This is a genomic window from Salinisphaera dokdonensis CL-ES53, from assembly GCF_040361215.1.
GTDB classification, from domain to species: domain Bacteria; phylum Pseudomonadota; class Gammaproteobacteria; order Nevskiales; family Salinisphaeraceae; genus Salinisphaera; species Salinisphaera dokdonensis.
On the sequence record NZ_APND01000004.1, the window covers coordinates 1 to 23,667 of the forward strand.

General features: G+C 57.9%; 24 protein-coding genes and 1 pseudogene. 17 read left to right on the forward strand and 8 right to left on the reverse strand.

What is annotated here, in order from left to right:
* Positions 1–318 precede the first annotated feature (318 nt).
* The 6 genes and pseudogenes from SADO_RS12385 (at position 319) to SADO_RS12410 (ending at position 4,774) form a co-directional block, all read left to right on the forward strand.
* Positions 319–774, forward strand: coding sequence for a hypothetical protein (locus SADO_RS12385; RefSeq protein WP_353111839.1), 456 nt, complete (start codon positions 319–321; stop codon positions 772–774).
* Between the two features lie 38 nt (positions 775–812).
* Positions 813–1,691, forward strand: coding sequence for a hypothetical protein (locus SADO_RS12390; protein ID WP_353111841.1), 879 nt, complete (start codon positions 813–815; stop codon positions 1,689–1,691).
* Between the two features lie 104 nt (positions 1,692–1,795).
* Positions 1,796–2,029: pseudogene (locus SADO_RS12395) on the forward strand (integrase core domain-containing protein); the annotation flags it as partial.
* Between the two features lie 683 nt (positions 2,030–2,712).
* Positions 2,713–3,153 (forward strand): DUF2383 domain-containing protein, encoded by a 441-nt coding sequence (locus tag SADO_RS12400; protein ID WP_353111843.1) that lies wholly within the window; start codon positions 2,713–2,715, stop codon positions 3,151–3,153.
* A 57-nt stretch (positions 3,154–3,210) separates the two neighbouring features.
* The gene (locus SADO_RS12405; protein WP_293624180.1) at positions 3,211–4,035 is read left to right on the forward strand and encodes a manganese catalase family protein; all 825 of its coding nucleotides are present in this window, start codon (positions 3,211–3,213) and stop codon (positions 4,033–4,035) included.
* A gap of 106 nt (positions 4,036–4,141) precedes the next feature.
* The gene (locus SADO_RS12410) at positions 4,142–4,774 is read left to right on the forward strand and encodes a hypothetical protein (protein ID WP_353111846.1); all 633 of its coding nucleotides are present in this window, start codon (positions 4,142–4,144) and stop codon (positions 4,772–4,774) included.
* Positions 4,775–5,277: 503 nt separating this feature from the next.
* On the opposite strand, the gene SADO_RS12415 is transcribed toward SADO_RS12410, so the two are convergent.
* Positions 5,278–5,547, reverse strand: coding sequence for a hypothetical protein (locus SADO_RS12415; protein WP_353111848.1), 270 nt, complete (start codon positions 5,545–5,547; stop codon positions 5,278–5,280).
* A gap of 176 nt (positions 5,548–5,723) precedes the next feature.
* Here SADO_RS12415 and SADO_RS12420 point away from each other — a divergent pair, with 176 nt between their 5' ends.
* The 3 genes from SADO_RS12420 to SADO_RS12430 all read left to right on the forward strand — a co-directional run bounded on the left by SADO_RS12420 (position 5,724) and on the right by SADO_RS12430 (position 6,901).
* Positions 5,724–6,152: an Xre family toxin-antitoxin system antitoxin gene (locus SADO_RS12420; protein ID WP_353111850.1), complete on the forward strand. Its 429-nt coding sequence runs from the start codon at positions 5,724–5,726 to the stop codon at positions 6,150–6,152.
* Positions 6,153–6,251: 99 nt separating this feature from the next.
* Entirely contained in the window at positions 6,252–6,485 is a 234-nt protein-coding gene (locus SADO_RS12425) for a FitA-like ribbon-helix-helix domain-containing protein (RefSeq protein WP_353111852.1), read from the forward strand.
* Entirely contained in the window at positions 6,482–6,901 is a 420-nt protein-coding gene (locus SADO_RS12430; RefSeq protein ID WP_353111854.1) for a type II toxin-antitoxin system VapC family toxin, read from the forward strand. The genes SADO_RS12425 and SADO_RS12430 overlap by 4 nt, the downstream gene beginning before the upstream one ends.
* Before the next feature lie 363 nt (positions 6,902–7,264).
* On the opposite strand, the gene SADO_RS12435 is transcribed toward SADO_RS12430, so the two are convergent.
* Positions 7,265–7,630: a hypothetical protein gene (locus SADO_RS12435; protein ID WP_353111856.1), complete on the reverse strand. Its 366-nt coding sequence runs from the start codon at positions 7,628–7,630 to the stop codon at positions 7,265–7,267.
* 1,557 nt (positions 7,631–9,187) lie between these two features.
* Here SADO_RS12435 and mobI point away from each other — a divergent pair.
* The 5 genes from mobI (at position 9,188) to SADO_RS12460 (ending at position 17,235) form a co-directional block, all read left to right on the forward strand.
* Positions 9,188–9,703 (forward strand): conjugative transfer protein MobI(A/C), encoded by a 516-nt coding sequence (mobI, locus tag SADO_RS12440; RefSeq protein WP_353111858.1) that lies wholly within the window; start codon positions 9,188–9,190, stop codon positions 9,701–9,703.
* A gap of 462 nt (positions 9,704–10,165) precedes the next feature.
* On the forward strand, positions 10,166–11,635 hold the full coding sequence (locus SADO_RS12445) for a type I restriction-modification system subunit M (protein ID WP_353112671.1): 1,470 nt from the start codon (positions 10,166–10,168) through the stop codon (positions 11,633–11,635).
* Positions 11,632–13,140 (forward strand): type I restriction-modification system subunit M, encoded by a 1,509-nt coding sequence (locus SADO_RS12450; protein WP_353111860.1) that lies wholly within the window; start codon positions 11,632–11,634, stop codon positions 13,138–13,140. Before SADO_RS12445 ends, SADO_RS12450 begins: the two co-directional genes overlap by 4 nt.
* Positions 13,133–14,272 carry a restriction endonuclease subunit S gene (locus tag SADO_RS12455; protein ID WP_353111862.1) on the forward strand — a complete coding sequence of 380 codons (1,140 nt, stop codon included), beginning with the start codon at positions 13,133–13,135 and terminating at the stop codon, positions 14,270–14,272. Before SADO_RS12450 ends, SADO_RS12455 begins: the two co-directional genes overlap by 8 nt.
* A 2-nt stretch (positions 14,273–14,274) precedes the next feature.
* Positions 14,275–17,235 carry a type I restriction endonuclease subunit R gene (locus SADO_RS12460; RefSeq protein WP_353111864.1) on the forward strand — a complete coding sequence of 987 codons (2,961 nt, stop codon included), beginning with the start codon at positions 14,275–14,277 and terminating at the stop codon, positions 17,233–17,235.
* Between the two features lie 827 nt (positions 17,236–18,062).
* Here the strand turns inward: SADO_RS12460 and SADO_RS12465 are convergent.
* Together SADO_RS12465 and SADO_RS12470 are read right to left on the reverse strand one after the other, a co-directional pair.
* On the reverse strand, positions 18,063–18,257 hold the full coding sequence (locus tag SADO_RS12465) for a hypothetical protein (RefSeq protein ID WP_353111866.1): 195 nt from the start codon (positions 18,255–18,257) through the stop codon (positions 18,063–18,065).
* A gap of 643 nt (positions 18,258–18,900) precedes the next feature.
* A complete protein-coding gene (locus SADO_RS12470) occupies positions 18,901–19,077 on the reverse strand; it encodes a hypothetical protein (protein WP_353111868.1) in 177 nt (58 codons plus the stop codon).
* Here SADO_RS12470 and SADO_RS12475 point away from each other — a divergent pair.
* Positions 19,076–19,513 (forward strand): thermonuclease family protein, encoded by a 438-nt coding sequence (locus SADO_RS12475; RefSeq protein WP_353111870.1) that lies wholly within the window; start codon positions 19,076–19,078, stop codon positions 19,511–19,513. The two genes, SADO_RS12470 and SADO_RS12475, sit on opposite strands and share 2 nt — an antisense overlap.
* 67 nt (positions 19,514–19,580) lie before the next feature.
* Here SADO_RS12475 and SADO_RS12480 read toward each other — a convergent pair whose 3' ends face one another.
* Genes SADO_RS12480 through SADO_RS12490 form a run of 3 tightly spaced genes read right to left on the reverse strand, consistent with a single transcriptional unit; the run spans position 19,581 to position 20,948 of the window.
* Positions 19,581–20,111 carry a preprotein translocase subunit SecB gene (locus SADO_RS12480; RefSeq protein ID WP_353111872.1) on the reverse strand — a complete coding sequence of 177 codons (531 nt, stop codon included), beginning with the start codon at positions 20,109–20,111 and terminating at the stop codon, positions 19,581–19,583.
* A gap of 2 nt (positions 20,112–20,113) precedes the next feature.
* Positions 20,114–20,614, reverse strand: a complete 501-nt coding sequence (locus SADO_RS12485; RefSeq protein WP_353111874.1) for a toxin-antitoxin system HicB family antitoxin — start codon at positions 20,612–20,614, stop codon at positions 20,114–20,116.
* A 13-nt stretch (positions 20,615–20,627) separates the two neighbouring features.
* Entirely contained in the window at positions 20,628–20,948 is a 321-nt protein-coding gene (locus tag SADO_RS12490) for a type II toxin-antitoxin system HicA family toxin (protein ID WP_353111876.1), read from the reverse strand.
* Positions 20,949–21,097: 149 nt separating this feature from the next.
* On the opposite strand from SADO_RS12490, the gene SADO_RS12495 reads away from it, so the two are divergent.
* Both SADO_RS12495 and gluQRS read left to right on the forward strand, forming a co-directional pair.
* Positions 21,098–21,796, forward strand: coding sequence for an SOS response-associated peptidase (locus tag SADO_RS12495; protein WP_353111878.1), 699 nt, complete (start codon positions 21,098–21,100; stop codon positions 21,794–21,796).
* 365 nt (positions 21,797–22,161) lie between these two features.
* Entirely contained in the window at positions 22,162–23,040 is an 879-nt protein-coding gene (gene gluQRS, locus SADO_RS12500) for a tRNA glutamyl-Q(34) synthetase GluQRS (protein WP_353111880.1), read from the forward strand.
* A 3-nt stretch (positions 23,041–23,043) separates the two neighbouring features.
* Here the strand turns inward: gluQRS and SADO_RS12505 are convergent, their stop codons facing one another.
* Positions 23,044–23,553 carry a DUF6231 family protein gene (locus SADO_RS12505; protein ID WP_353111882.1) on the reverse strand — a complete coding sequence of 170 codons (510 nt, stop codon included), beginning with the start codon at positions 23,551–23,553 and terminating at the stop codon, positions 23,044–23,046.
* Positions 23,554–23,667 lie beyond the last annotated feature (114 nt).

The window sequence follows — 23,667 nt, forward strand, 5'->3', positions numbered from 1 at the left end:
AGCTGATGGGGAAAAGTACGCTAACTCACGCGTTTTCACACAGCCTGGGCCAAAAGCGGACCTTGCGACCATCGATTCGCCTAGGTTGCTATGCCTCGAGATTGGGCTGCTACTCAATAGCGGGGGATGGTCGGCGGCGAGCCGGAAGCCGGAAAACGAAGCCGGAAAACAAGGTCGGCAAAGATCAGGGGCTCGAGCGGTAGCGCGACCGCTATCCCTCCGCTAGTTAAAGCCGGCCTGCGATTAGTCGATACAACCGATAGGGGGAAGCTACATTACTAGCTCCTCCTTGCGAAAATTCACGGAGGGAGAATAAGAATGCGTAAATCGTTTGCAGCACTAGCGATCGCGAGCCTTGTTTCAGGCCCGGCCTTTGCGGCGAACACGATTTCCGAATCCATGAGTCCGGGGTCGATGCTTGTACTAAGCACGGGCGGCCAAAGCATGGCGAACTTTTACGTCAGTGCTTTGGATTTTCATAGCGGCACGTCGCTCGATCAGAAGACACTCACTGCTATCGACTGGGACACAACCTACTATCCCGAGGCAACCGCAGAGGTCGTCGATCTATGCTTCTACGAACCTTATCAAGCAGAACCGGCTCGGTGTGTCGACATCGCCCCAAATAGCAACGGTACGAGTACTGACTTCAACGATCTACGATTCGAAGACGGCGTACAGGTCTCAATCGTCCACGGTACTGACCAAGCAACGGATACGTTTATATACCCCGAAGGCGAGGATTCCGTCACGCTTGTGTACGAAATCGAGTAATCGCTGGGCGTTGCGCGTTAATAGAATTTGTAGAGATCATGATGAAAGCCGTACAGTCTTCTCTAAATATTGATGCTTCGAACGCGGCGCAACGTAAGGGAAACTCTAAAGCGCTCGATGCGGCCGGGAGTCAATCCTCCGGTCGCATCGAGCACGCTCAGAAGTCGACTGAAAGCAGCACGTCAGTCGCCCTTAAAGGGCGCTCAATCATGTTGTCGCGTCTTTTTGCGACAGACGATCCTAACGCCAAGCCGGACATGCTTTCGGGCAACGGGATGGGTACTGACTTATTCAAGAATCGCCATCTGTTTCTAACAGCCGATGACCGCAGCATGCTTTCGGATATGTACGCGTATGCCGATTCGCAAGGCGCCGATCTGAATTACGTGGATAGCGTGGCATACGACCTGGCGGACTATCGACGTAAAGACAACGGCAGAATTGTAGCCAACGCCAACAACGGTAACCGGTTCGATTCGGAAGGCCATCAGAAGACCTTCAGTTTTATCGAAGCGGATGCCGCGACGGCTGAACGCATTAAAAACAGCGATGCACTGAACTCGACCCGCTTCGACCTTGGGTTTCTCGAATTCCATCTTGATCCAGGCTACGACTTTAACCATACGACCGATTTCGACTTTCTCGAAGCCATGGTGACGAAATTTTCCGATAGTGACCAAGCGCAGACGACCGGGCTGCCTTCAAAGTTTCAGACCCATACGTCGAATGGTGCCAACGCCTACGAGGTCCATTACTCCGAGGAAGTGGTACTTGAGCCGTATACCGTCGATCACGCGAGCGGTGACGCTGCGCAGCAAGGTCTAGATAAGACTCAAAGCATCGTCGATGAAATCCGCGCCGGTATGCAGGATGGTCGACTGTTGAAGGCTCAATTCTGGCTGGGGCTGTTGAGATAGCCTTGGCGCTTTTCGCGCTCCACGCGAGGAACGGCGTCCGAACGAGGCCGTCACCTGCGAAGCCAGCGCTTGCATAGCCGTATCGCTTCCAGGGCGCTGATCGCGTCGGCAGCGCGTACGACAACGCGTTGGCCGAGACGGTAATCGGGCTGTTCAAGACCGAGGTCATCCGTCGCAGCGGACCGTGGCGCCATCTTGAGGCGGTGGAATTCGCCACCATGGGCTGGGTCGACTGGTTCAACCGTCAACGCCTTCTCGGCCCCATCGGCGACATCCCGCCGGCCGAGGCTGAAGAAGAGTTCTATGCCACACTTTCCGAGTCCGCCGAGGCAGCGTGACTCAAACCCACGAGCCTCCGGGAAGCCCGGGGCGATTCACTGACGTTGATATGCCCTTCCATCCATGACCGCTTTGGGTCGCCATCAGACGATCGTCAGTGCGGCGATGATAAAGGCTGCTTGTATTTTCAGAACCGATGAATAAAAAATCAGATAATCTGTTTTTCCTATATTTAGGCACAGTATTGGTTATCTTCGGCACCCTGATCTTTTTTGAGGGCGGCTACTATTCTTCGCGATTCGGAGCCGTTAGCTTCGGCGGACACCACGATATCGTCGGCTTCGTTTTTATCACGCTGGGTGGCATGTGCTTTTGGAGTGTGTTCAGGAAGTAGCAAATCATTTACGCGTACTGTTACTACGAACTGATTCCGCAACTACGTAGCACGAGATTCTGTTGTCCCTAGGCCAGTAGTAGCCGTGGCGACTAGGGCCACTTAGTTAGCGTGCTATCAACGTCATATAACGGGCAGCAAAACAGCCAGCCATAAGGCGGTCTTTGCGACGAATGGCTGCTATGGGTCGATTCCTGCCGTTAGCAGACCGCGACCTACCGCTGGCCGCTCTTAGCACTACTCCTAAACTCTCACTAGCGGCAATCTACTGACCGTAGGAACCCTGATATTCGAACCCCGAACTCGCGTGCATCGTGAGCGGCTCTATTTCGATGCAACGGCAATCGCATGGTTACTTTAGTCGGTCATGAAGGCGATCTCACCGATCTGCTTTGGGATCTGATTCGGCTCGATTATGACGCGATCGACGCATACGACGCGGCGATCGAGCGGCTCGAGGACACGCGGGCAAAGGAAGCCCTGGCGTCGTTCCGCAAGGATCACGAACGCCATATAAGCGATTTGACACCTCATCTGCGCGATATGGGCGGCGACGTGCCTACGGGTAGCGGCCCGAAGAGTCTGTTGACTCAAGGCAAGGTCAAGTTCGCCAACATCGGTGGCGATTCCGCGATTCTCACGGCGATGGCGACGAACGAGGTGGAAACCGAAGCTGCCTATCGCACGGCCAGTGCGCGTACCGATATCGACGATCGACTCCGCGCCAAGCTCGAGGAAGCCATGGCAGACGAGGCGCGTCACAAACAGTGGATGAAAGAGCGCGCGTAGTACCTCACGCGTCACTTTCGCTGTGCAACTCTTCCTTTCAAATACCGAGGACTCACTATGTTCCGTCACTCCTCCAAGCTTCAGTACCCGGTCAAGGTGGACAAGCCCGACCCGCAGTTCGCCATGCTGCTCCAGCAGGCGATCGGCGGTGTCGAGGGCGAGATCCGCGTGGCCATGCAGTATTTCTTCCAGGCCATGGGCGCCCGCGGCGACGATCGAATTCGCGATCTGCTGATGTCCACGGCCACCGAAGAGCTGTCGCATATCGAGATGCTCGGCCATGCGGTCGCGCTCAATCTTGAAGGAGCGCCGCTGTCCTATCAGGAGGAATCCGCCAAGGACCCGGTCATCAACGCCATTCTCGGCGGCATGAACCCGCGGCATCTGCTTTCCTCGGGCCTGTCGGCGATGCCGGTCAACGCCAACGGCGTGCCGTTCGACATGAGCCATGTCTATGCCACCGGCAACATCGGGGCGGACATGATGTGCAACGTGGCAGCCGAGGCCGGCGGTCGGGTGCTCGCCTCGCGGCTCTACAACTGGACCGACGACAAGGGCATGAAGGACTTCCTGTCGTTCCTGATCGCCCGGGATACCTATCACCAGCAGCAGTGGCTGGCGATCATCGAGGAGCTCGGCGGCATGGAAGAACAGCTGCCGATTCCGAACTCGACCCCCGATGATCACGAAGCCAAGGAGCATTCCTACTACTACCTCAACACCCTGCTGGACAAGCAGGCCCCGGAAGGCCGCTGGAGCCAGGGGCCGTCGCTGGACGGGCGTAGCGAATACTCGATGAAGCAGGAGCCCGAGCCGCTGGGTCAGGAACCCTCGCTCGGCAAGGCGCGTGAAGGCGCGCGTGCCCAGAAGGAACAGATGTAGTTCCGGTACGACAGGCTGCCGCGCCGGCTACCGCTGGCGCGGCAGTTTTTTATGTTTAATTCGCCGGCGTGTGCGCCTGCGATCAGCCTGAAGATTGCTATCCTCCATGTGGCAGTGGATTAACCAGAACGCGCAAGCGCTATCCTTCTTTGCCAGCGTCGGTACGCTCGGCGTGTGGCTGTTCTATGCGCACCTGCTCTATGCCGGTTTTCGTCGCCAGCGCCAGGCACGAATCCTGATCAATCAGGGGTGGGGGCAACAGGTCGATTCGGTGTGCCTGATCAGCAACATGAGTCAGGAGCCGATCTATATTCACAGCATCAATCTGACCATTCGAGCTAGCGATAACGAATATACCGAGTCGGTGACCGACTTCGACAATGCGAAGCCGAAAGATAGCGAGGACCGGCCGCAGGAAATTACCCTGCAGGGCCCGCTACGCCCGGGTGAGCAGATCAATCTCGGCACCTTCCGCTCATTGCTTCGCCAGACGGCAGAGCGGCACAAGGAATTGAGCGCCGACGAGTCGCAGCTGCTACGCGACCTCGACGTGAACAACTTCAAGATCACCGTCATCGCCAGCTATGGCCCCGAAGGCGGGATTATCGGCGCGCAGCGCAAGTTCCTCGTTCGAGGCGACGACAACCAGCTACTGCGACCGGTCGCGATCAACACGAAGAGGATGGCGAAACGCGCCGCCCGCCAGAAGTTGCAGCATTGGGTCGAACGAGAAATCTAACTAGCCACCCAAATTGTTCACAACTTAATGGCCCACCAACGGGCATACCCGTATTGCGAACACTCAGCTAAGCTTCCCGGAACGCGGCTATGCGCGGGCATGATGCTGAAACCATCGGGTACGGGCGATGACTAAGCGACAAAAAGAATTGACGGGTCTCGCTCTGGGCGAGGTTCTTGATACAGCCGCCGAACGAATACATGAGATGCGTCAGTGGCTCGCCTCCGACGACCCTGCCGCAGCTGCACATTTCTTCGCGGCCATCGAAGACGCAGAGCAGGCGCTGAAGTTCGCCAGGCACACCGCGTTTGAGCCCCTGCAAGACCACGATGGCAACCCCCGCTTTAGGAGTGGGATTGTATGCAGCGCTAGCCCTTTACCCGCCGCGCGAGGCGTGGCCGGTATGCGCGTTGATAAAGCCGACTCTACTGGTGATCCAACCTGAAAGCGCGACAACGGGCGACGAAAAGCGGCAATGGCGGCGCGTTGTCCTGTTCAGACCGCTAATCTTGAGTCGACGGCAGTTCCAGCCACGCCGGCAGCGGATCTCGTTCTGGAGCGAACAAATGCTCGACCAGCTTCACGATCGCGACATCGCGCTCATCGCCCACGAACTCCTCGAGTAGTGCGCTAGCGGGCTGGCGGGCATTGAACTTCGTGTCGAGGCGCGACAACGCCCCCTGGTAGATCGCTCGCAGCTCCTCGTTATCCAGGCGCGGGCCTATCTCGGCTGGAACGCCCAGGTACTGCCGCAGATCATCGCTATCCCGCATGAATCGAGTTCCTTGCTAGATCGACCGTGAACGTGTCTATTCCGCTCGCTCTGCGTGCCTGAGTCAACGCTACCCGTACGGTGGCCGAGGGATGCGCACAGCAAGATCCCGTCGCCGTGCGCTCGTTCGAGCGATCATATAGCTTTATGTGAACGCATTACGTTTGTAGCCTTTCTATGGAAGACGTCACTGCCGTTGAACGCGTCCTCGGACTCGAACACTCCGAACGCTCATCCGTGCTGCTCATGGCTGAGCGCATACAGCGCGGGTTCCCGGTGAACACGCTCATGCGCCTGCAACGCGCCGTGGCACCCGAAGACAAGGGGTTCGTGTATCGCATTGTCGCGCGGCCCACGCTTCAGCGCCGGCGCAAGATGCGGCAACCCCTGAATCCTCACGACAGCGAGAAGGCGTATCGCGTCGCGCGAGCCTGGACGGCCGCGGTTCGTGTCTACCAGGACGATGAAACCGCCCGGGCCTTCCTCGAGCGTAAACACCCCTTGCTCGACGACCAGGCACCGATGACAGTCGCGATGCAGAACAGCGCCGGCCTGGAAGCCGTTGAGGATCTGCTGGGACGTCTGGAGCATGGCAGCGCCCTGTGAGCGACCAGTGGCGCGATTCAGTGCTTGATCGGCATCCAGCACGCGCTAGCGGTTAATGGATTATGCTTGCACTGCAAGCAATGCACAGGAATGCTAGTAGTGTCAGCCGTCACCATTCGCAACCTTTCCGAAGAAACCCACCGTGCGCTCAAGGTGCGTGCTGCTAAGCACGGCCGCAGCATGGAAGCTGAACTGCGCGCCATTCTCGAAAGTGCCGTGCGCCCGAAGACGCGCCTCGGGACAGCGCTCGCCGAGTTCGGCCGGGAAATGGGCGGCGTGGAGTTGCCAACAAACCGCGATGATTCACCCCTCGAGCCAGCGACGTTCGAGTGATCATTCTCGATACCGACGTCGTCTCAGAACCCATGAAGCCCCAGGCGAACCCGCTGGTAACGCAGTGGCTGGATCGCCAGGCGCCCGAGACGCTCTACCTTACGGTCGTCAACCTCGCTGAACTGTTGGCGGGGGTGGAGCAGATGTCGGTAGGGCAACGCCAGAATGATCTGCGGCATGGCCTGACCCGTTTGTTACGGGCGCTGTTCGACCAGCGCATTTTGCCGTTCGACCAGCGGGAGGCCGAGGTGTTCGCTCAGATGAGCGCAACGGTCAGGGCCAGCGGCCGTGTATTGCCTATGGCTGATGGTCAGATCGCCGCGATTGCCGCGACGCACGGTTTCAGCGTGGCCACGCGCGACATCGAACCGTTCGCGGCTGCCGGGGTGCCCGTAATCAATCCGTGGGCCGAGTAGGGCGGCGTTCGGCGTATGAAGGCCATGATCGCCACGAGTGATACCCATGTGCAGCTCAGCCCACGCTGATCCCAGACCGGCGTGCCCGGAGTGCCAGGAACCGCTGGTGCTCGAGGATGCCTCGGCCGACCACTATCACTGGCGCTGTCGTGAGCCGTTCTGCAAGGGCGCGCGCGTGATGGCACGCAGCGAGCAACACTTCGAGGGATACTGGCCTAAGTGGCGAATCGGACGCCTCTATCGCGCCGTGATCATGGAAGCACGGCGTCGCGCTTTTAATTACAGCGACACCGAGCGGCAGAGCACTTTCAATCCCTGTATCGGCGAGGTGTTTTCAAGCCTATGTCGTCGACTGCCAGCAAATCACCGTACGCTGATTTCGACATTCCCAAAGCATCCCACCATCGCGGTTTGCTGAGCCCGGTTTGTATCGAACGCTACAGCGAGGAAATCGACCGTCTTGTCTGATTGGTCGTAGCGCGGCTCACCAACGAGCTCTAGCGAAGCGACCTCGGCGCTAGGGTCATGCTGCTTGAGGTGGCGCACGATATGCGATCGCAGTGCCGCCTCAGTCATGTCGCGACACTCCACATCGAATTGACCCCGCAATCCCGCTTCGATATGTGCGGCCACGGGCAGGACGCAGGCCACGAGCACGAAGAAGCCGAGCACAGCCAGGATAAAGGCGAGTGCGGTCGTTACAAGGGCGTTGGAGATCCGGCGAAGCATGGAAGAACTGTGCCGGTCGGCGACACGGTCAGGCAACTCAGTCGCGCGGTGGTAGTACTAGTTGTAGTGCGCGCAGCAGCCGGTACGCAATTTAAATAGGGCTAACGCCACGATTACGCTTCTACAGAATTTCCGGTTTGTCAGAGACAGCCGTAAGCGCCCCAGAGCCATTCGTCGAACCGGTGCTAGAAACGTGGCGGGATGACGCCGAAGAGGCGATTCTGCATCTGCGTATTTCTGGGCTTCGAGCGCTCTAACAGCCTGCGCTGACGGTACCCAAGGCATAAAGAGCCATATGGTTGACCGAGGGCGGTAGTAATACTCGATGAGCAGGGGCAGGCCCCATCTATCGCTTCGCGGGTTTGCTACTCTCAACTATCGAAGTACGTCGCGGAGACCTGCTATGGCGAGTTATGTGATCCTGGCGATCCAGCTCATTGCCGTTCTTCTGGGCCTTGGAGTTCTGTATATCTCAGTGATTTCCAAGCGCGAGGAACAGCAGGAACGTTTGCGCAAAGATCAGTCTTCGAAGCATTCACGCTTTGCCGATTGTAAGTCCCGACCTGGACGCTAGCAGAAGATCGATCCGGCGCACTGCTGTGTCTCGGGTTTTTGGGGTCGGCAAGCTTAGTAGCGGCGCGTCCAATCCCTGATAGCGTTACTTTCCTTACAGCGCGTCGGCACGCCTCAGTCGCCAAGGCTTCGAGTCCACCGATTAGTAAGCGACTGCGCTTCTAATCCTCGCCATAGCTCGCGGGCTGTTCCTCATATCGAATAAGCGCCGGTAGTGCCCGACTGGGCCCCGGCAGGGGCCCAGTTGGGCCCCTAAGACGGCCGATTCGAACCACGCTAAACGCAAAAGGCCCCAATCGGGCCCCGGCCGGGGCCCGATCGGGGCCCTCGTGGGTTCACGCGTCTAGTTCTGTGCCGAAGCAAGATACGTTTTGGGCAGGCCGTTGCCGGGTTTACGCGTTCGCGTCTTAACCTCGAACGCTTGTCGAACGGCGTAACGGGTCTGCCTATGTAACCAGCCCGTTCCAACGAACTTAGAAGTACGCGCTTAAGAGCGCCCGTTACGTAAGGGGGATTACATCCCCAGTGTCCTCTATTTCGCACTCGCGGATACGCGAGGTCTGCGAACCGTTACACCCAAGGTACATAGCGGTATTCGCTGCGCGAGCGGAAACGTTGCCGCCTTGAAAAGTCGAAAAGTTACGAAAATCGGAACTTTGCGCCCTCGCGACTATTTGCCCGGACGGCAAGATATCTGAAATGGCTAATCCATTATGAAGGAGGTCGAAGCAAGCAATAACCCCTTATTCGTAAATGGTTAACTGAACCTTTCACCCTTTACGTAATTGGGTGCCATTTAAATAGGCAGTAAAAACGGAGTCAGAACCGGAACCTGGCAGGCACCCGAAATATCTCCTTCATAAAGGGGTTCTTACTCCAAATACCCTTTACTTCCGCGTGCGCGTGCGCAGGAAGGATATCTGGCCCAACGCCCCACTTGATAGTGAAGTGGGCAGGGCACCGCTACACGATCGAGGCGAAATAGTGAACGACACAGAAGACAAGCTAGAACAGGGGCTCGACCAAGCCTACGAAGGGGCGCTCAAGGGCGCTCAGTTTCTCTACGAGCGCGCATTCGCGGCGGCCGAAGCGTTCTGGGAGGCACATCACCGGAACCATAAATTACGGCCGAAACATGAATGGGGCTTTATCGGCGTGAGAGTGCGCCTACGCAACGGCTCAGTACAGATCGAATGGTTTCGCGCGAAGTATTGGCAACCGCGCTACCGTTCTGGCAACGACACTCGGCGACAGCCCGCCTTGCAATACCTGCCGCGGGGCAAGTCCATGCGTTACTCTGCCGCTGCGTTTCGCCGTGTTCGAGCCAAAGAGTGGGAAATCGACTTGGCGATGCTATTCGAAAATGAGTTCGAGGCGATTCGTCGACAGAGCCAAATGCTCGGTAAGGTACGTCGATACATTATTGAGACGCGAAAGGCAGCCGCTGCCGAGCGAGCGTTGCCAGCAAGCGACGAGGCGCTATCCCCTATTTGCGATTGAGATCGCGTAAGCGCATGTCCGTCGGTGCGATGGCTCTGGCAAGCTAACCATCGCACTGTTGTCACGGGCGAGGATAGGGCGCCACGCAAAAGAGCGCCGCACCCGCCGGGTGGCAATACACATAACGCACGTACCTAGCCCAGAGTCGGCTTCGCGTAAGGCCTTGATTCCAATCTCCGTAAAGCTGCCAACACGGGAGATAGTTGGCTTCCCGCATACCTTGCTGTAGCGGCTGTAGCGCCATAGCCGGAAGCAGCGAGCGAAGCAAAGGCTTGGCTCCGTCGAGCCAGTCGTTCGTGGTAGGCGCTGTCAATTGCCGACGTAGATCCTGAGCCGATTCAGCCGTCCGGCAGATTAGTCCGACAGCGCCTTGTATATAGCAGTTATAGTGCGTTTTTTGTCTGAAGTGTTCGAAGGCTGGTTGACGTGAAAGGAGATAAGGCCGGGGAGTTGCGGGCAGCAATGTGGGCAGCCGCCAACACGCTGCGCGGTTCCGCTGTAGATCGAACAGATTGGAAAGGCTACATCCTCCCGCTTTTGTTCTTTAAGCGTATTTCCGACGTGTGGGACGAGGAGACGTTCGAGGCGCAGGAGCTGTACGGAGAGACGGACCCATCGCTCTTTCCAGAGATTCACCGTTTCGTTGTTCCTGATGGTTGCCACTGGGAGGACGTGCGCGGGACTGCAACGAATGTTGGCGCCGCGCTACAGCACGCGATGCAGCAGATCGAGCGTGCAAACCCGGATACCCTTTTTCGCGTGTTCGGAGCGGCCGACTGGGGTAACAAAGAGAAATTCTCAGACGATCTGCTCAAGGATCTAATCGAGGGATTCTCTGGCATTGCTCTAGGCAATAGGGCGGTCAGTACAGACGTCCTCGGAGATGCGTACGAGTACTTGGTCGGAAAGTTCGCCGATGTGACCCGGCGCAACAAAGCGGGCGAGTTCTACACCCCCCGAAGCGTCGTGCGAATGATGATCGAGATCCTCGACCCCTCAGAGGGCGAAAGCATCTACGACCCCGCCTGCGGTACTGGGGGCATGCTGCTGGGCGCGATAGAACATGTGAAACGCAAGGGCGGTGACGCGCGGACGTTCTACGGCAAGATTTACGGCCAAGAAAAGAACCTAACGACCTCTGCGATTGCGCGAATGAACCTCGTCTTGCACGGAATAGAGGATTTCGCGATTGCGCGTGAAGACACGCTTCGTAGTCCTGCGTTCACGGATGCAAGCACCAGCGGACTCGCCACCTTCGACTGTGTCGTCGCAAACCCGCCCTTCTCTCTCAAGGGATGGGGGCGGGAGCTATGGGAAGCGGATCCGTGGTCCCGGGCTCGCTACGGCATTCCGCCTGCCGGCTACGGTGATTACGCATTTGTCCAGCACATGATTGCTTCGATGGCATCGACTGGGAATAGTCGGATGGCGGTCGTGCTGCCGCAGGGGGCTCTTTTTCGGAAATCGTCGGAAGGCGCGATTCGTCGATCCTTGCTTGAGAACGACATGATCGAGGCCGTCATCGGACTTGCCCCCAATCTTTTCTATGGTACGCAGTTGGCAGGCTGCGTGGTCGTACTTAGGCGCGCGAAGCCGGCTGAGCGAAAAAACAAGGTTCTAATCATTGATGCGTCAGGCATGTTTCGCAAAGGGCGCGCGCAGAACTTCCTCGACAAAGAGCATAGCGACCAGATAGTGGCTTGGTATCGCGCTTTTCAGGATGTAGAGGATCGCGCGAAGGTTGCGACCATCGACGAGATCAAGAATGAGGACTGGACGCTCAACATCTCCAGGTATGTCCTGCCGACCATCGGCGAAGACATTCCACCGCTTCCTGACGCGATCGAGGCGTTCAAGAAAGCCCTTAAAGATGCGCACGCGGCTGAAAATCACTTGCGCAAGGTGCTGACCGAGGGTGGCTGGCTGCAATGACCGAACAACTCTCCCAACGCGAACTCGAAAGCTACTTGTGGGGTGCGGCTACGCTTCTCCGCGGCCTTGTTGATGCCAGCGACTACAAGCAGTTTATCTTCCCACTTATGTTCTTTAAGCGTCTCTCCGACGTATGGGACGAAGACTATAGGGAAGCGCTCGAAGAGACTGGCGACCCTGGCTACGCTCAGGCCACAGCAAATGATCGCTTCGTTATCCCTGAGGGAGCGCATTGGAAAAATGTGCGGAGTGCGTCGAAGGATGTCGGTCGCGCGCTTCTGTCGGCCTTCCTAGCTATTGAAACGGGCAACCCATCACGTCTACAAAGCGTCTTTGGCAACGCCAACTGGACGGATAAGGGGCAGCTCTCGGATTCGACTTTAAAGAACCTGATTGAGCACTTCTCAAAGCACGACCTGACGCTCGCCGCCGTGCCCGAGGACGAGCTTGGCAACGGCTACGAGTACCTCATCAAGAAGTTCGCCGATGACAGCGGCCACACCGCGCAGGAGTTCTACACCAACCGCACGCTGGTCCACCTCATGGCGCAAATGCTGGAGCCGAAGTCGGGCGAGAGCATCTACGACCCGACCTGCGGCACCGGCGGCATGCTGATCTCCTGCCTGGCCGAGGTGAAGCGGCGCGGCGGCGAGACGCGCACCATGGGCCTTTACGGGCAGGAGCTCATCACCATCACCGCCGCCATCGCCCGGATGAACCTCGTCATCCACGGCGTGTCGGACTTCCAGATCTCCAGCGGCAACACGCTCGCCAATCCCGCCTTCGCGAAGGGCGACGAACTGCGCACCTTCGACGTGGTCCTCGCCAATCCGCCGTACTCCATCAAGAAATGGAACCGCGGCGCGTGGGAGAAGGATGTCTGGGGGCGCAACTTCCTCGGCACCCCGCCGCAGGGGCGCGCAGACTACGCCTTCTTCCAGCACATTCTGCAAAGCATGGACCCCGAGGCCGGGCGCTGCGCGATCCTGTTCCCGCATGGCGTGCTCTTCCGCAACGAAGAGGCCGAGATGCGGCGCAAGCTGATCGAGGCCGATCTGGTGGAATGCGTGCTCGGGCTCGGGCCGGGGCTGTTCTACAACTCGCCGATGGAGGCCTGTGTCATCATCTGCCGCAGCGGTAAACCGGCCGAACGGCAGGGACGCATCCTGTTCATCGACGCGGTGGCCGAGATCGCGCGCGAGCGGGCGCAGAGCTTTCTGCGCGACGCACATCAGGACCGCATCTTCGCGGCCTATCAGGCGTTTGAGGATGCACCCGGCTTTGCCGCCGTGGTCAGCAATGCTGATGTGCTGGCGGCAGAGGGGAATCTGTCTATCGCCCGCTATGTGAAAAAGCCAAAGGTAGAGGTCGCCGCAGAGGATGCTGTTTCGCTGGCTCTGGCCTGGGGCAATTTCGATGCCGAAGGGCGGGAGTTCTGGACTGGCATGGATGGGCTGGTCGACATGCTGGACGGGCTTTCACCGGCGGAGGACGCCGATGCTTGAGCGCCCGTCAAAACTCATCTCCTACCGCTTCGATCAACTGGCGGATCAGATCAACAAGCGCGTCATGCCGGATGAGGCCGACGTGGATCGTTATGTCGGTCTGGAACACCTCGATCCCGACAGCCTGCGCATCCGTCGTTGGGGCGACACAAGCGAGGTCGAGTCCACCAAGCTGCTGTTCCAGCCGGGCGACATTATCTTCGGCAAGCGCCGGGTCTATCAACGCAAGGTGGCGGTGGCGGATTTCGAAGGAATCTGCTCGGCGCACGCCATGGTGCTGCGGGCCAAGTCAGACACCGTGCTGTCGGAGTTTCTGCCGTTCTTCATGCAGAGCGATTTGTTCATGGAGCGAGCGCTCAGCATCTCTGTTGGCTCGCTCTCACCTACGATTAACTGGAAGGCGTTGGCGAAGGAGGAATTCCTGCTGCCGCCGATCCAAGAGCAGGCGCGGCTGGTTGAGGCAAGCGTGGCGATTGAAGCCACAACTGATGGCTACCGGAATAGCCTCGATTCACTAAACGCTCTCCGGATCTCATTCTTAAGCGATCATTTCCTGCCGCGTCTTGATACGGGGTTGCCACTAAAGAGCGTGATCGACCTGCGATCCGGTGGCACTCCTTCTCGTTCCAAAGAGAACTATTGGGGCGGCACCTTGCCTTGGGCGAGCGGCAAAGATCTGAAGGTGCGCCAACTGTCGGATACAGAAGAGCACCTCACCGACGAGGGTTGGAAGGCAGCAAAGATTGCTCCTGCACGGGCAACTCTAATTGTCGTTCGCGGGATGATCTTAGCGCACACATTCCCTGTCTCAGTTTGCCAAGTACCGATGGCGTTCAATCAGGACCTCAGAGCACTAGTAGCAGGCCCGAAGATTCGCCCCGAATACCTAACCGCATGGGCGGAATGGATGGGGCCATGGTTTTTATCGCGCACTGCGGAGTCGAGCCATGGGACCAAACGATTAGAAGCCAAAACCATTGAGCAAACTGCTATCCCTGTAGAGGATCACGCCGTTCAGGATCAGCTGATTTCGCGGCACAATCAGATACTTCAAGAGATTAAATCAACAGAGATTCGATTGAGTGAGGTTGCGGCTCTCAAAAGGAAGTTCATTGAGGGCGTTGTGGGGTAGTCATGACATTCAACGAAGCCAACACCGTCGAAGCCTTCATCCGTGACCGCCTCGCGGGCAGCAGCAGTTCCCCGTCCGTCACGCCCGGCATCGCCCGGCAAGGCGGCGCGATCTCCGGTCTCGGCTGGCATTTCGTCGGCCCGGCCGACCTGCCGCGGCAGGCGCAGGAGGCGCTGGTAGAGCCGTATCTGCGCGACGCCCTGATCCGTCTGAACCCCGACATCGGCGCCAACCCGTCCCGCGTGGACGACGTGCTCTATCGCCTGCGCGCGATCGTCATGAGCGCGCGCTCGGACGGGCTGGTGAAGGCCAACGAGGAACTCGCCGCCTGGATGCTCGGCGAACGCTCCATGCCCTTCGGCGCGGACGGCCAGCACGTCACCGTCCGCCTGATCGACTTCGATGACATCGAGCAGAACAGCTTCGTCGTCACCCAGCAATTCACCTTCCGCGCCGGCAAGACCGAAAAACGCGCCGATCTGGTGTTGCTGGTCAACGGCCTGCCGCTCGTTCTGATCGAGGCCAAGACGCCGGTCCGCTCCAGCGAAAGCTGGTTGGATGGCGCGCTGCAGGTCCATGAAGACTACGAGCAGAACGTGCCGGAGCTGTTCGTGCCGAACGTCTTCTCGGTCGCCACCGAGGGGAAGGAATACCGCTACGGCTCCGTCCGGATGCCCGTCGATCTCTGGGGCCCATGGCGCACGGACGCCGATGGCCCGCAGTCGATGTGTGAGGTCGACAAGTCGGTCAACGCGATGCTGCGGCCGGCGATGGTGTTGGACCTGCTCGCCAACTTCACCGCCTTCGCGACGCAGAAGGGCAAGCAGCGCGTCAAGATCATCGCCCGCTATCAACAGGTCGAGGGCGTCAACAAGATCGTTGAGCGCGTGGTCGCCGGCCAGCCGCGCAAGGGGCTGATCTGGCACTTCCAGGGCTCCGGGAAGTCGCTGCTGATGCTGTTCGCCGCCCGCAAGCTCCGCCTGCACCCAGCGCTTAAGAACCCGACCGTTCTGGTGGTGGTCGATCGCATCGACCTGGACAGCCAGATCGCCGGCACCTTCTATGCCGCCGACATGGCCAACCTGGTGCGCACCGACAGCCGCAAGGAGCTGTCCGACCTGCTGGCCAATGACGTGCGAAAGGTCGTCATCACCACAATCCACAAGTTCGCCGAGGCGGACGGCGTGCTGAACGACCGCGACAACATTATCGTCATGGTCGACGAGGCGCACCGCACGCAGGAGGGCGACCTCGGCCGCAAGATGCGCGAGGCGCTGCCGAACGCGTTCCTGTTCGGCCTGACCGGCACCCCGATCAACCGGGCCAATCGCAATACGTTCTATGCCTTCGGAGCCGAGATCGACGAGAACGGCTACATGAGCCGCTACGGGCTCAACGACTCGATCCGCGACGGCGCGACCAAGGAGCTGCATTTCGAGCCGCGGCTGGTGGACCTGCACATCGATCAAGATGCGATCAACGAGGCGTTCGAAGAACTGACCGCAGGCCTGTCCGATGAAGACAAAGACAAACTGGGGCGCACCGTCGCTAAGACGCCCAATCTGCTGAAATCGCCGAAACGGGTATCGGAGATATGTGCTGATATCGCGCAGCATTTCCAAGCGAAAGTTCAGCCGAACGGTTTTGGCGCTCAAGTCGTTTGTTTCGACCGCGAAAGCTGCCTTCTGTACAAGCAGGCACTCGACAAGCATCTCCCGCCGGAAACCTCCGACATTGTCATCTCAGTGAACAGCGGCGAGCCGGAATACGCGGCCTACAAGCGCGACCGCGATGCCGAGGAAAAACTGCTCGACCGCTTCCGCGATCCGAAGGACCCCCTGAAGATCATCATTGTCACATCGAAGCTGCTGACCGGCTTCGACGCCCCCATCCTGCAGACGATGTACCTGGACAAGCCGCTGCGCGACCACACGCTGCTCCAGGCGATCTGCCGGACGAACCGCCCCTATGGCGAGGAGAAGACCCACGGCCTAATCGTCGACTACCTCGGGATCTTCGACGACGTTGCGCAGGCGCTGAAGTTCGACGAGAAGGGCGTTCAGAAAGCTGTCTCCAACATTGCTGAACTTGCCGCGATGCTGCCGTCCGCGATCCAGAAGTGCCTCGAGTACTTCGCCGGCGTCGACCGCAGCCTCACTGGCTACGAGGGCCTGATTGCCGCACAAGACTGCCTGCCGAACGACGAGCGCCGTGACGCGTTCGCATCGGACTTCAGCGTGCTGAGCCGCATCTGGGAGGCGTTGTCGCCGGACCCGGTCCTGACACCCCACGAGACGGACTACCGCTGGCTGGCGCAGGTCTATGAGTCACTGAAGCCGTCGACGGGCACCGGGCGTCTGCTCTGGCACCGGCTCGGGGCCAAGACGATCGAGCTAATTCACGAGAACGTCCACGTCGATGCTGTGCGGGACGACCTCGACACGCTAGTGATGGACGCGGAATTGCTCGAGGCCGTTCTCGGCAACCCGGACCCTGAGAAGAAAGCCAAGGAGATCTCGGCCAAGCTGACGGGCCGGCTTCGTAAGCACGCTGGGAACCCGAAGTACAAAGCGCTGGCCGAGCGTCTCGAGGATCTCAAGAACCGGCACCAGCAAGGGCTACTACTCAGCATCGATTTCCTCAAAGAACTGCTCGCGCTCGCCCAGAACGTCGTCAAGATGGAACGCGAGACCCCCGTAGAGGAAGACCTCGACCGTGGCAAGGCCGCGCTCACCGAACTCTTCGAAGAGGCGAAGAACGGAGAGACGCCGATCATGGTTAAGCGTGTCGTGGATGACATCGACGAGATCGTCCGCGCCGTGCGCTTCGATGGGTGGCAGGTAACCCATGCTGGCGAGCGGGAAGTGAAAAAAGCTTTGCGACATACCCTGTTCAAATACAAGCTGCACCAAGACACAGTCCTGTTCGAACGCTCCTACAGCTACATCCAGGAATATTACTGATCAGCCCTGCGTTGTGATGCTCAGACAGAGCGGGATGAGGCGCGGCTTAGAGGCGTTAGCGGGCCTGTTTGAAGGGCGAGGGAGCCGAGCAAGTTCAGATTGGCAGTTGAGGAGGGTTTTTTCGGAGCGGACACCGTGAAGCTTATTTCCGACGTAGCTCTCACACGTTGTTGGCGATACCCGTGTTGGTTGTAATTGTTCTCTTGGCGCTTTGCTGAAACAACCGCCGTCATCGTCCCATGCGATGGCGCGCACTTCAGGTTGGAACTTAGCTATAGTTAACGCGGACGAGGGTGGATGCTGCCAAGAGTGTTGATACACATGATGTTAGACATTGGTACAAACACACACCCGTCAGGGTGGTCTGATTGCACCCGCGGGGCGGTATTGGCCGGGTCCGTGAGATAAAAGGCAATTCCGTGCGACGTAATACGTGCGACAGACACTGTTCCATCGGCTTGGCTAAAATATGCCAGCTCAGGTGGAGTGGTATGGCACTGTATCTCGAAAATCTTTTCCGGGGACAAATACTGTGAGGCTTGCGTAGGAATAAGACCGGACGCTTTCAGCCATTCGGTTGTGGCCAGATTGTCCGAATCACTTGCTCCTAGCAAAGTGGCACGTATTTTCATACCTGTAACAGCCTTAATGTACGACCGTCATAATTGAACTTCGGCGAACCGCGACTTTTCTTGGTTCTCAATGTTCAGTGACGTTTGGCATTTCATAATCGATCAAATTCGGATCGCGCTAACTTTGTGACTCAGTGCTGACATTGCAATGGCACGGGTTCACTCGGCTAACCGATAACGACGGTATACGAGGAATCAACTGCCGGCGTCGTCCAGGCGATAGCGAAGGTTGTAGGGCCTAGCATCGAGCACGGTAATTGTGACGTCCCGAATAGTCGGCTCTCGCGTCTGGTCGAGATTCAGCGCGAATTGCGAGACGTTGGGCGGTAGAACGGTCGTGTCGCCATTCGGCAGCTGTGAATACACCGTGTTCGATTGGAAGGTGGACATGCTGGGCCCGCTGGTCACGCGACTTTGCGTATTCGATAACCCGACCCCGGTACGCGACAGTCGTTTCTGTAGTTGTGACATCCAAGTCGACGACACGCAGTACCGGATCACCGCGATCGTTCACGCCCCTAAAGCGCATCTCGGTGTGGCCGCAAAGGTCTTGCGTCCGAAAATGTTGGCGCCCCCGAATGCGTTCTCGAGGAATTGTGTTTTATCGACTCAGAAGATCACACTGCTGATGCTTGCCGTGCGCTCGACAGATGTATCTTGTCGCAGGGTCTGATGTGTATCGACCGAGGCTCAGCCGGCCAGGGCGACAAATAGTATGAGTGCTGCCAGACGCATAGTTCCGCTTTTCGTTTGCCACCGTGAATACCACAAACCAGGATGATCGCGAAGGATTACTGACTGCCGAAAAGGCTTCAGCCCACAAATGCGGCGATTAGCAGAATCATGAACGTCGCGATCCAGCCGGCGTATAGCGCGACCATGCTCAATGCCAATAGATAGGCTGGCTTGCCATTCGGATGGCGCCACAACGCGTTAGGCAGCGCGAAGAGAAGGGCGGCGATCGATGGTTCGTGTCGCATACGCTCAGGTTACACAAAGCCCATCTGATCGGGGCGCAAAACGAGGTGGTAGTCTATTCCCCGCGTTCTTCTTCACCACCAGGTCCTGCATAGCCGTCAGCAAAATCGTAGGACGGCCCGAAACGGGGTTCCGCAGGACTGTCGCCGCGCTCGAGCGCCCGTCGCTTTCGCTCGATAGACTCGGCGATCTCGCGCATCTGTTCATCGGTAAGGGGTTTGCGTCGGGCCATGGTTACGCTCCGCGTAGTGTGCGTTTATACAGTATTGGCCGCGCTTCTTGGTAGCGCAATCGCTCGTGATTACGGCGATGCCCAGGTCGAGCGTGTCACATCGATATATGACGGCGATACGTTTCGCGTCGATATTGCGGGATGGCCACGGATCATCGGCGAACGAGTGCCGATCCGGCTACGAGGCGCCGATACCCCCGAGATGCGCGGGAAGTGCCAGGCTGAGAAGGAGCTGGCGCGGAAGGCGAAGCAGTTCACGGTAGCCGCGCTACGCAACGCGAGCACGATAGAGCTTCGGGATATGGAGCGCGGGAAGTATTTTAGGATCGTGGCCGATGTTGAGGTCGACGCGCGCGACCTGGGCGAGGAGCTTATCGCCGCAGGCTTAGCCCATCCTTACGATGGCGGCGCTAGGGTAGGTTGGTGTAGCCACTGAACCACTGAGACCGATAAGCCGCCGGTACTCGGCATAGCCTTCAAGAGTTGAAGTTATCGCAAGACAATTACGAATTTCCACTCCGGTTTTGCGCAAATTGACGGGCGGGAACCGCCACTTTCGGCAGGTTCATTCTAGTGCATTGGCTCATCAAATATTCGCGCCAATACGGCCATACGTGGTAGCTAGCATTATTCAGCGAGAAAGTCCGCATGGCTTCTTCATCTAGCTCGCCCTTCATTTCATATTCAGCAACGAAAGATGCCTCTACGCACGCGTATATCTCATCCAAATCTGCATTATCGGAGGAAGATGATTCGTCGTCTGCGTCCGGCTTCTCAGGCTTCTGATCTTTGACTTCGTTCAGGCGCATCCCTAGGTCGATCATTACGCGGAAAAGCAATCTTTCCTCGCCCTCGTCAGAAACAAGTGTCGCCACCTGTGATTGGGTAACGACATGTTTCCAAGAAGTATCGAGTTGGGCGGTGTCACTGTATTGCGGCTCGAACCCGTCCGCCAACCAAGCCTCAGTACGTGCGATGTAGACATCGTTGAAACTGAGGGCGTCAATCGCTCGTTGCAATGCAGAATCTGACACTATTAGCAAGCCACACGATTAGATTCCAAATCATTATAAGTATTTCGAGTAACAACTCGAATATGACTCGGTCTTTTCTTATCCTCAGTTTGCGGCAAAGAATGTACTTGTTTCTGCCAACCGCTAGAAAAATCATATAGCGCGACAGTGCGAGTGGTGATCCCGCTCCAGAACGTTAAAATATTAACAATCTGTTGGTTTAGGCTCACCCCTTCCGACTCCGCTTCAATATAAATCATACGGTGAAGCTTTTTAGGGAGGCGCAAAGTCACTCGGCCACTGAAGGTCTGGCGCGACGCGTCAGGCTTGGGCATACGCCTCCCAAGTTCGGAAAGAGCTTCATAAGTGGCTTCTATAGTGTCCAGCGCGAGCTCATAAGCTTCATCATAGGAGTCGCCGTACTCCGCCACATCAGGCAGCTCACGAACAGTCGCTTCGAAGCAGATTTCGCCGTCGAACTCGCCTTTGCGTACATTAATTGTATATAGAGCGGCATCAAACATTTCGATCCCTCTGTCACCCGTTGTTAGATTCGCGTTCGTTTAGATAGCGACGCAGATCATCCTCATGCGTTTCTAGCGTGCGCAACACGTTCGTTATATAGCTCGGTTTTATTTCGGGATTTTTTCCATGCCCGCAGTTGAATGACACCGAATGAAACTCAGGTAGGTGAGGATGTGTGCATATCTTATGGCCGCCGCGCTTTCCATTGCGTACGTTGAATCCAAGAGATTCAAGCAATTGAACTAAGTCTTGACACCGAAAATTTTTCTTCGAAGCCATGAGCCGCTCACGCGTCTCATCTAAGTCCATGCGCTCCTCCTCGTGACACCACATATAGTGTCACGTTTCGACGTTTCAAGGCAAGTTTTCATTAAGCGCTGAACCCTCATCTAGGCTCGTCATATTTATCGGCACAATCGCAAGCACATTTTAGATGCGTTAGATTCCTCGGATACTCTACCAAGGTAAAACTTACGTGTATTTTGAGTGTTGCAATGTGCGGAAGATACGGAAGGTATACGCCGGGCGAACGATTTGCGGGAATCATCAAAGGAACGGTCTCTACGCGCTTTACGGATGACGTTCGATACAACCGGCCGCCCGGCACGTTCCAGCTTATCGGGCTTCTCAACCCCGACGACGGGGCGACCACCCTTGGCCCGGCCTGGTGGAGCTTCATACCGAGCTGGGCGACGGATACGAAGCTATCGCCAGTCAATGCTCGATCCGAAACTGCGGCCGAAAAGAAAATGTTTGCGAAAGCATTCGCACATCAGAGGTGTGTCGTCGCTGCCGACTATTGGATCGAGTGGAGCCGCGACGGCGACGAGAACCAGCCCTATGCGATTCGCCCGGCCGATGGAGAGCCTTTCTTTTTCGCGGGTATATGGTCCAAAGCGTCGCGCCTCCCCGACGACCATTCCGCGGCAGGCGAGGTCACGTTCGCAATCCTGACGGCTGAGCCGAACGCCGACATCGCTCATATCCATAAGCGGCAACCCCAGGCGCTGACCAACGCTGGCGCGCGCTCGTGGATCGATCCGGATATGGACGCTGGGCAAGCGCAAGAGATCCTTCAAGACGAACGGCATTCGAGCTACGAATCATGGCCGATCGCACCGCGCGTCGGAAGCCCGAAGAACGATGATCCGGCGATCCTCGACAGGGTAGAGCTCGGCTGAGAGACTACCGAAACCGCATTGTAACTCTTTGATTAAAGGACTCAGAAATGTCCGAATTGTCCGGCCTAATTATCGGAAGCTATGCATAAAGATCAGTGGCATAGGTCGGACATAAGGCCTAGATGGGGTGCAGAAGGTCGTAGGTTCAAATCCTGCTACCCCGACCAATCCTTCCTTCTTCGCGGACAATTGCCCGCAAACATGCGCCTTGTGAAGTGCCTGTGTTGTGCGTTGGGTGTTTTTCGCGTTCTCTCCGCTCCAGCGCGCTCCCGCGCTATGCCTTCAACGCGGCCTGTGGCCGTAACTAGCCGCAAGATAGCGGGCCGATCTGGTGTTCGCCGCGCCGTACTCTCGGCACCTCGCCCGTGACCGGTCGTTTCGCGCCGTCGCCCAGTGGGCCCTTGCATCTCGGCTCCCTTCTTGCCGCGCTGGGTAGCTATCTCCAGGCGCGGGCCCAGGGCGCTCCGTGGCTATTGCGTATCGATGATCTGGATACGCCGCGGGTGAAGCCGGGCGCAGAACGACTCATAGTCGATACGCTGTTGCACTTCGGGCTGCTGTGGGATGGTGAGGTGTTCCGTCAGAGCACGCGCGGCGATGCTTATGCGTACGCGATCAATCGGCTGAAGAGGCAGAATCAGGCTTTCGATTGCGGCTGTACGCGCCGCGAAGCCCAGGCGGGTTCCGCAGGTATCGAAGGCCCGGTATATCCCGGCACTTGTAGGGTCGGATTGCCGGAAGGGCGGACAGCGCGATCGATCCGATTCCGCGTTAATGACGAGCCGGTGCAAGTTGATGACTTGGTTCAGGGCGTATGCCGACAACGGCTGGCGCAGGACATCGGGGACTTCGTGATCCGGCGGGCGGATGGCATTACCGCCTATCAGCTGGCGACGGTGATCGACGACGAGGCGCAGGGCATAACGGAAGTCGTGCGTGGTGCCGATTTACTGTCGTCGACGCCACGCCAGATAGCGATCCAGAAAGCGCTGTGTTCCCCTACGCCGGTGTATGCGCATCTCCCGGTATTGGTCGATGAAGAGGGCGATAAGCTGGGCAAAAGCACGGGGGCGTTGGCACTGGAGGCCGGTGCGCCGGGACAGCAGTTGTTCAAGTGTCTTGAGTTGCTCGGCCAGTGCCCGCCGGCATCGTTATGTCAAACTTCAGTGCACCCGGTGCTGCGTTGGGCGACCGAGAACTGGTCGATTCAGCGTGTGCCTCGTCTAGCCCAGCTTAGAGCTTAAGAATCACCAGCGCTCTCCGTCCCAGCGTTCCGGGTTGGCCCAGTAGCGCGAACTCAGCCAGTTTGGTGTGGTTTTATAGTCGTGGATGTCGAACCGATAGACATTCCAGTCCTTAGGCAGGTCACGGCTGCCCGAGCTGCGTCGAAATCCCATCGCGATGAAGTCGGCGATCGTCCAGCGCTGGGCTGACTTCGCGCCTTTGCTGATGCCGACGACAACGCAGCGCGCCAGCATATCGCGCAGCCTTCCCAGCAATAGTCGAGCGGTTGCCGGACTCATCGTTTCCAGCGTATGCATGACGATTGCGATGTCGTAGCGCTCGGTTGCGTCTGGCTGCGCGCTCGTAATGTCTTCGTGTTGCAGCGCAACGACTTCGCAGTCCGATGGCAGATCTGCCTTGATCAGTCGCTGGACGGCCTCGGGCACACCGATCAGAAGCACTCGCCCTGGCTCTCGCTCCCCCACGAGGTGAGCAAAATGAGCAGCGACGGGTTGAGGTGTGGTCGACATCATGAAACAAGCTTAGTACATCGAAGCTCGGCGTTCCCGTGCGGCGGGCCACTGCAAGCTAAATGCATTCAACCCATGCCGGTCTGGCGAACTCCGGACGAAAAAAAGCCCGGCCTC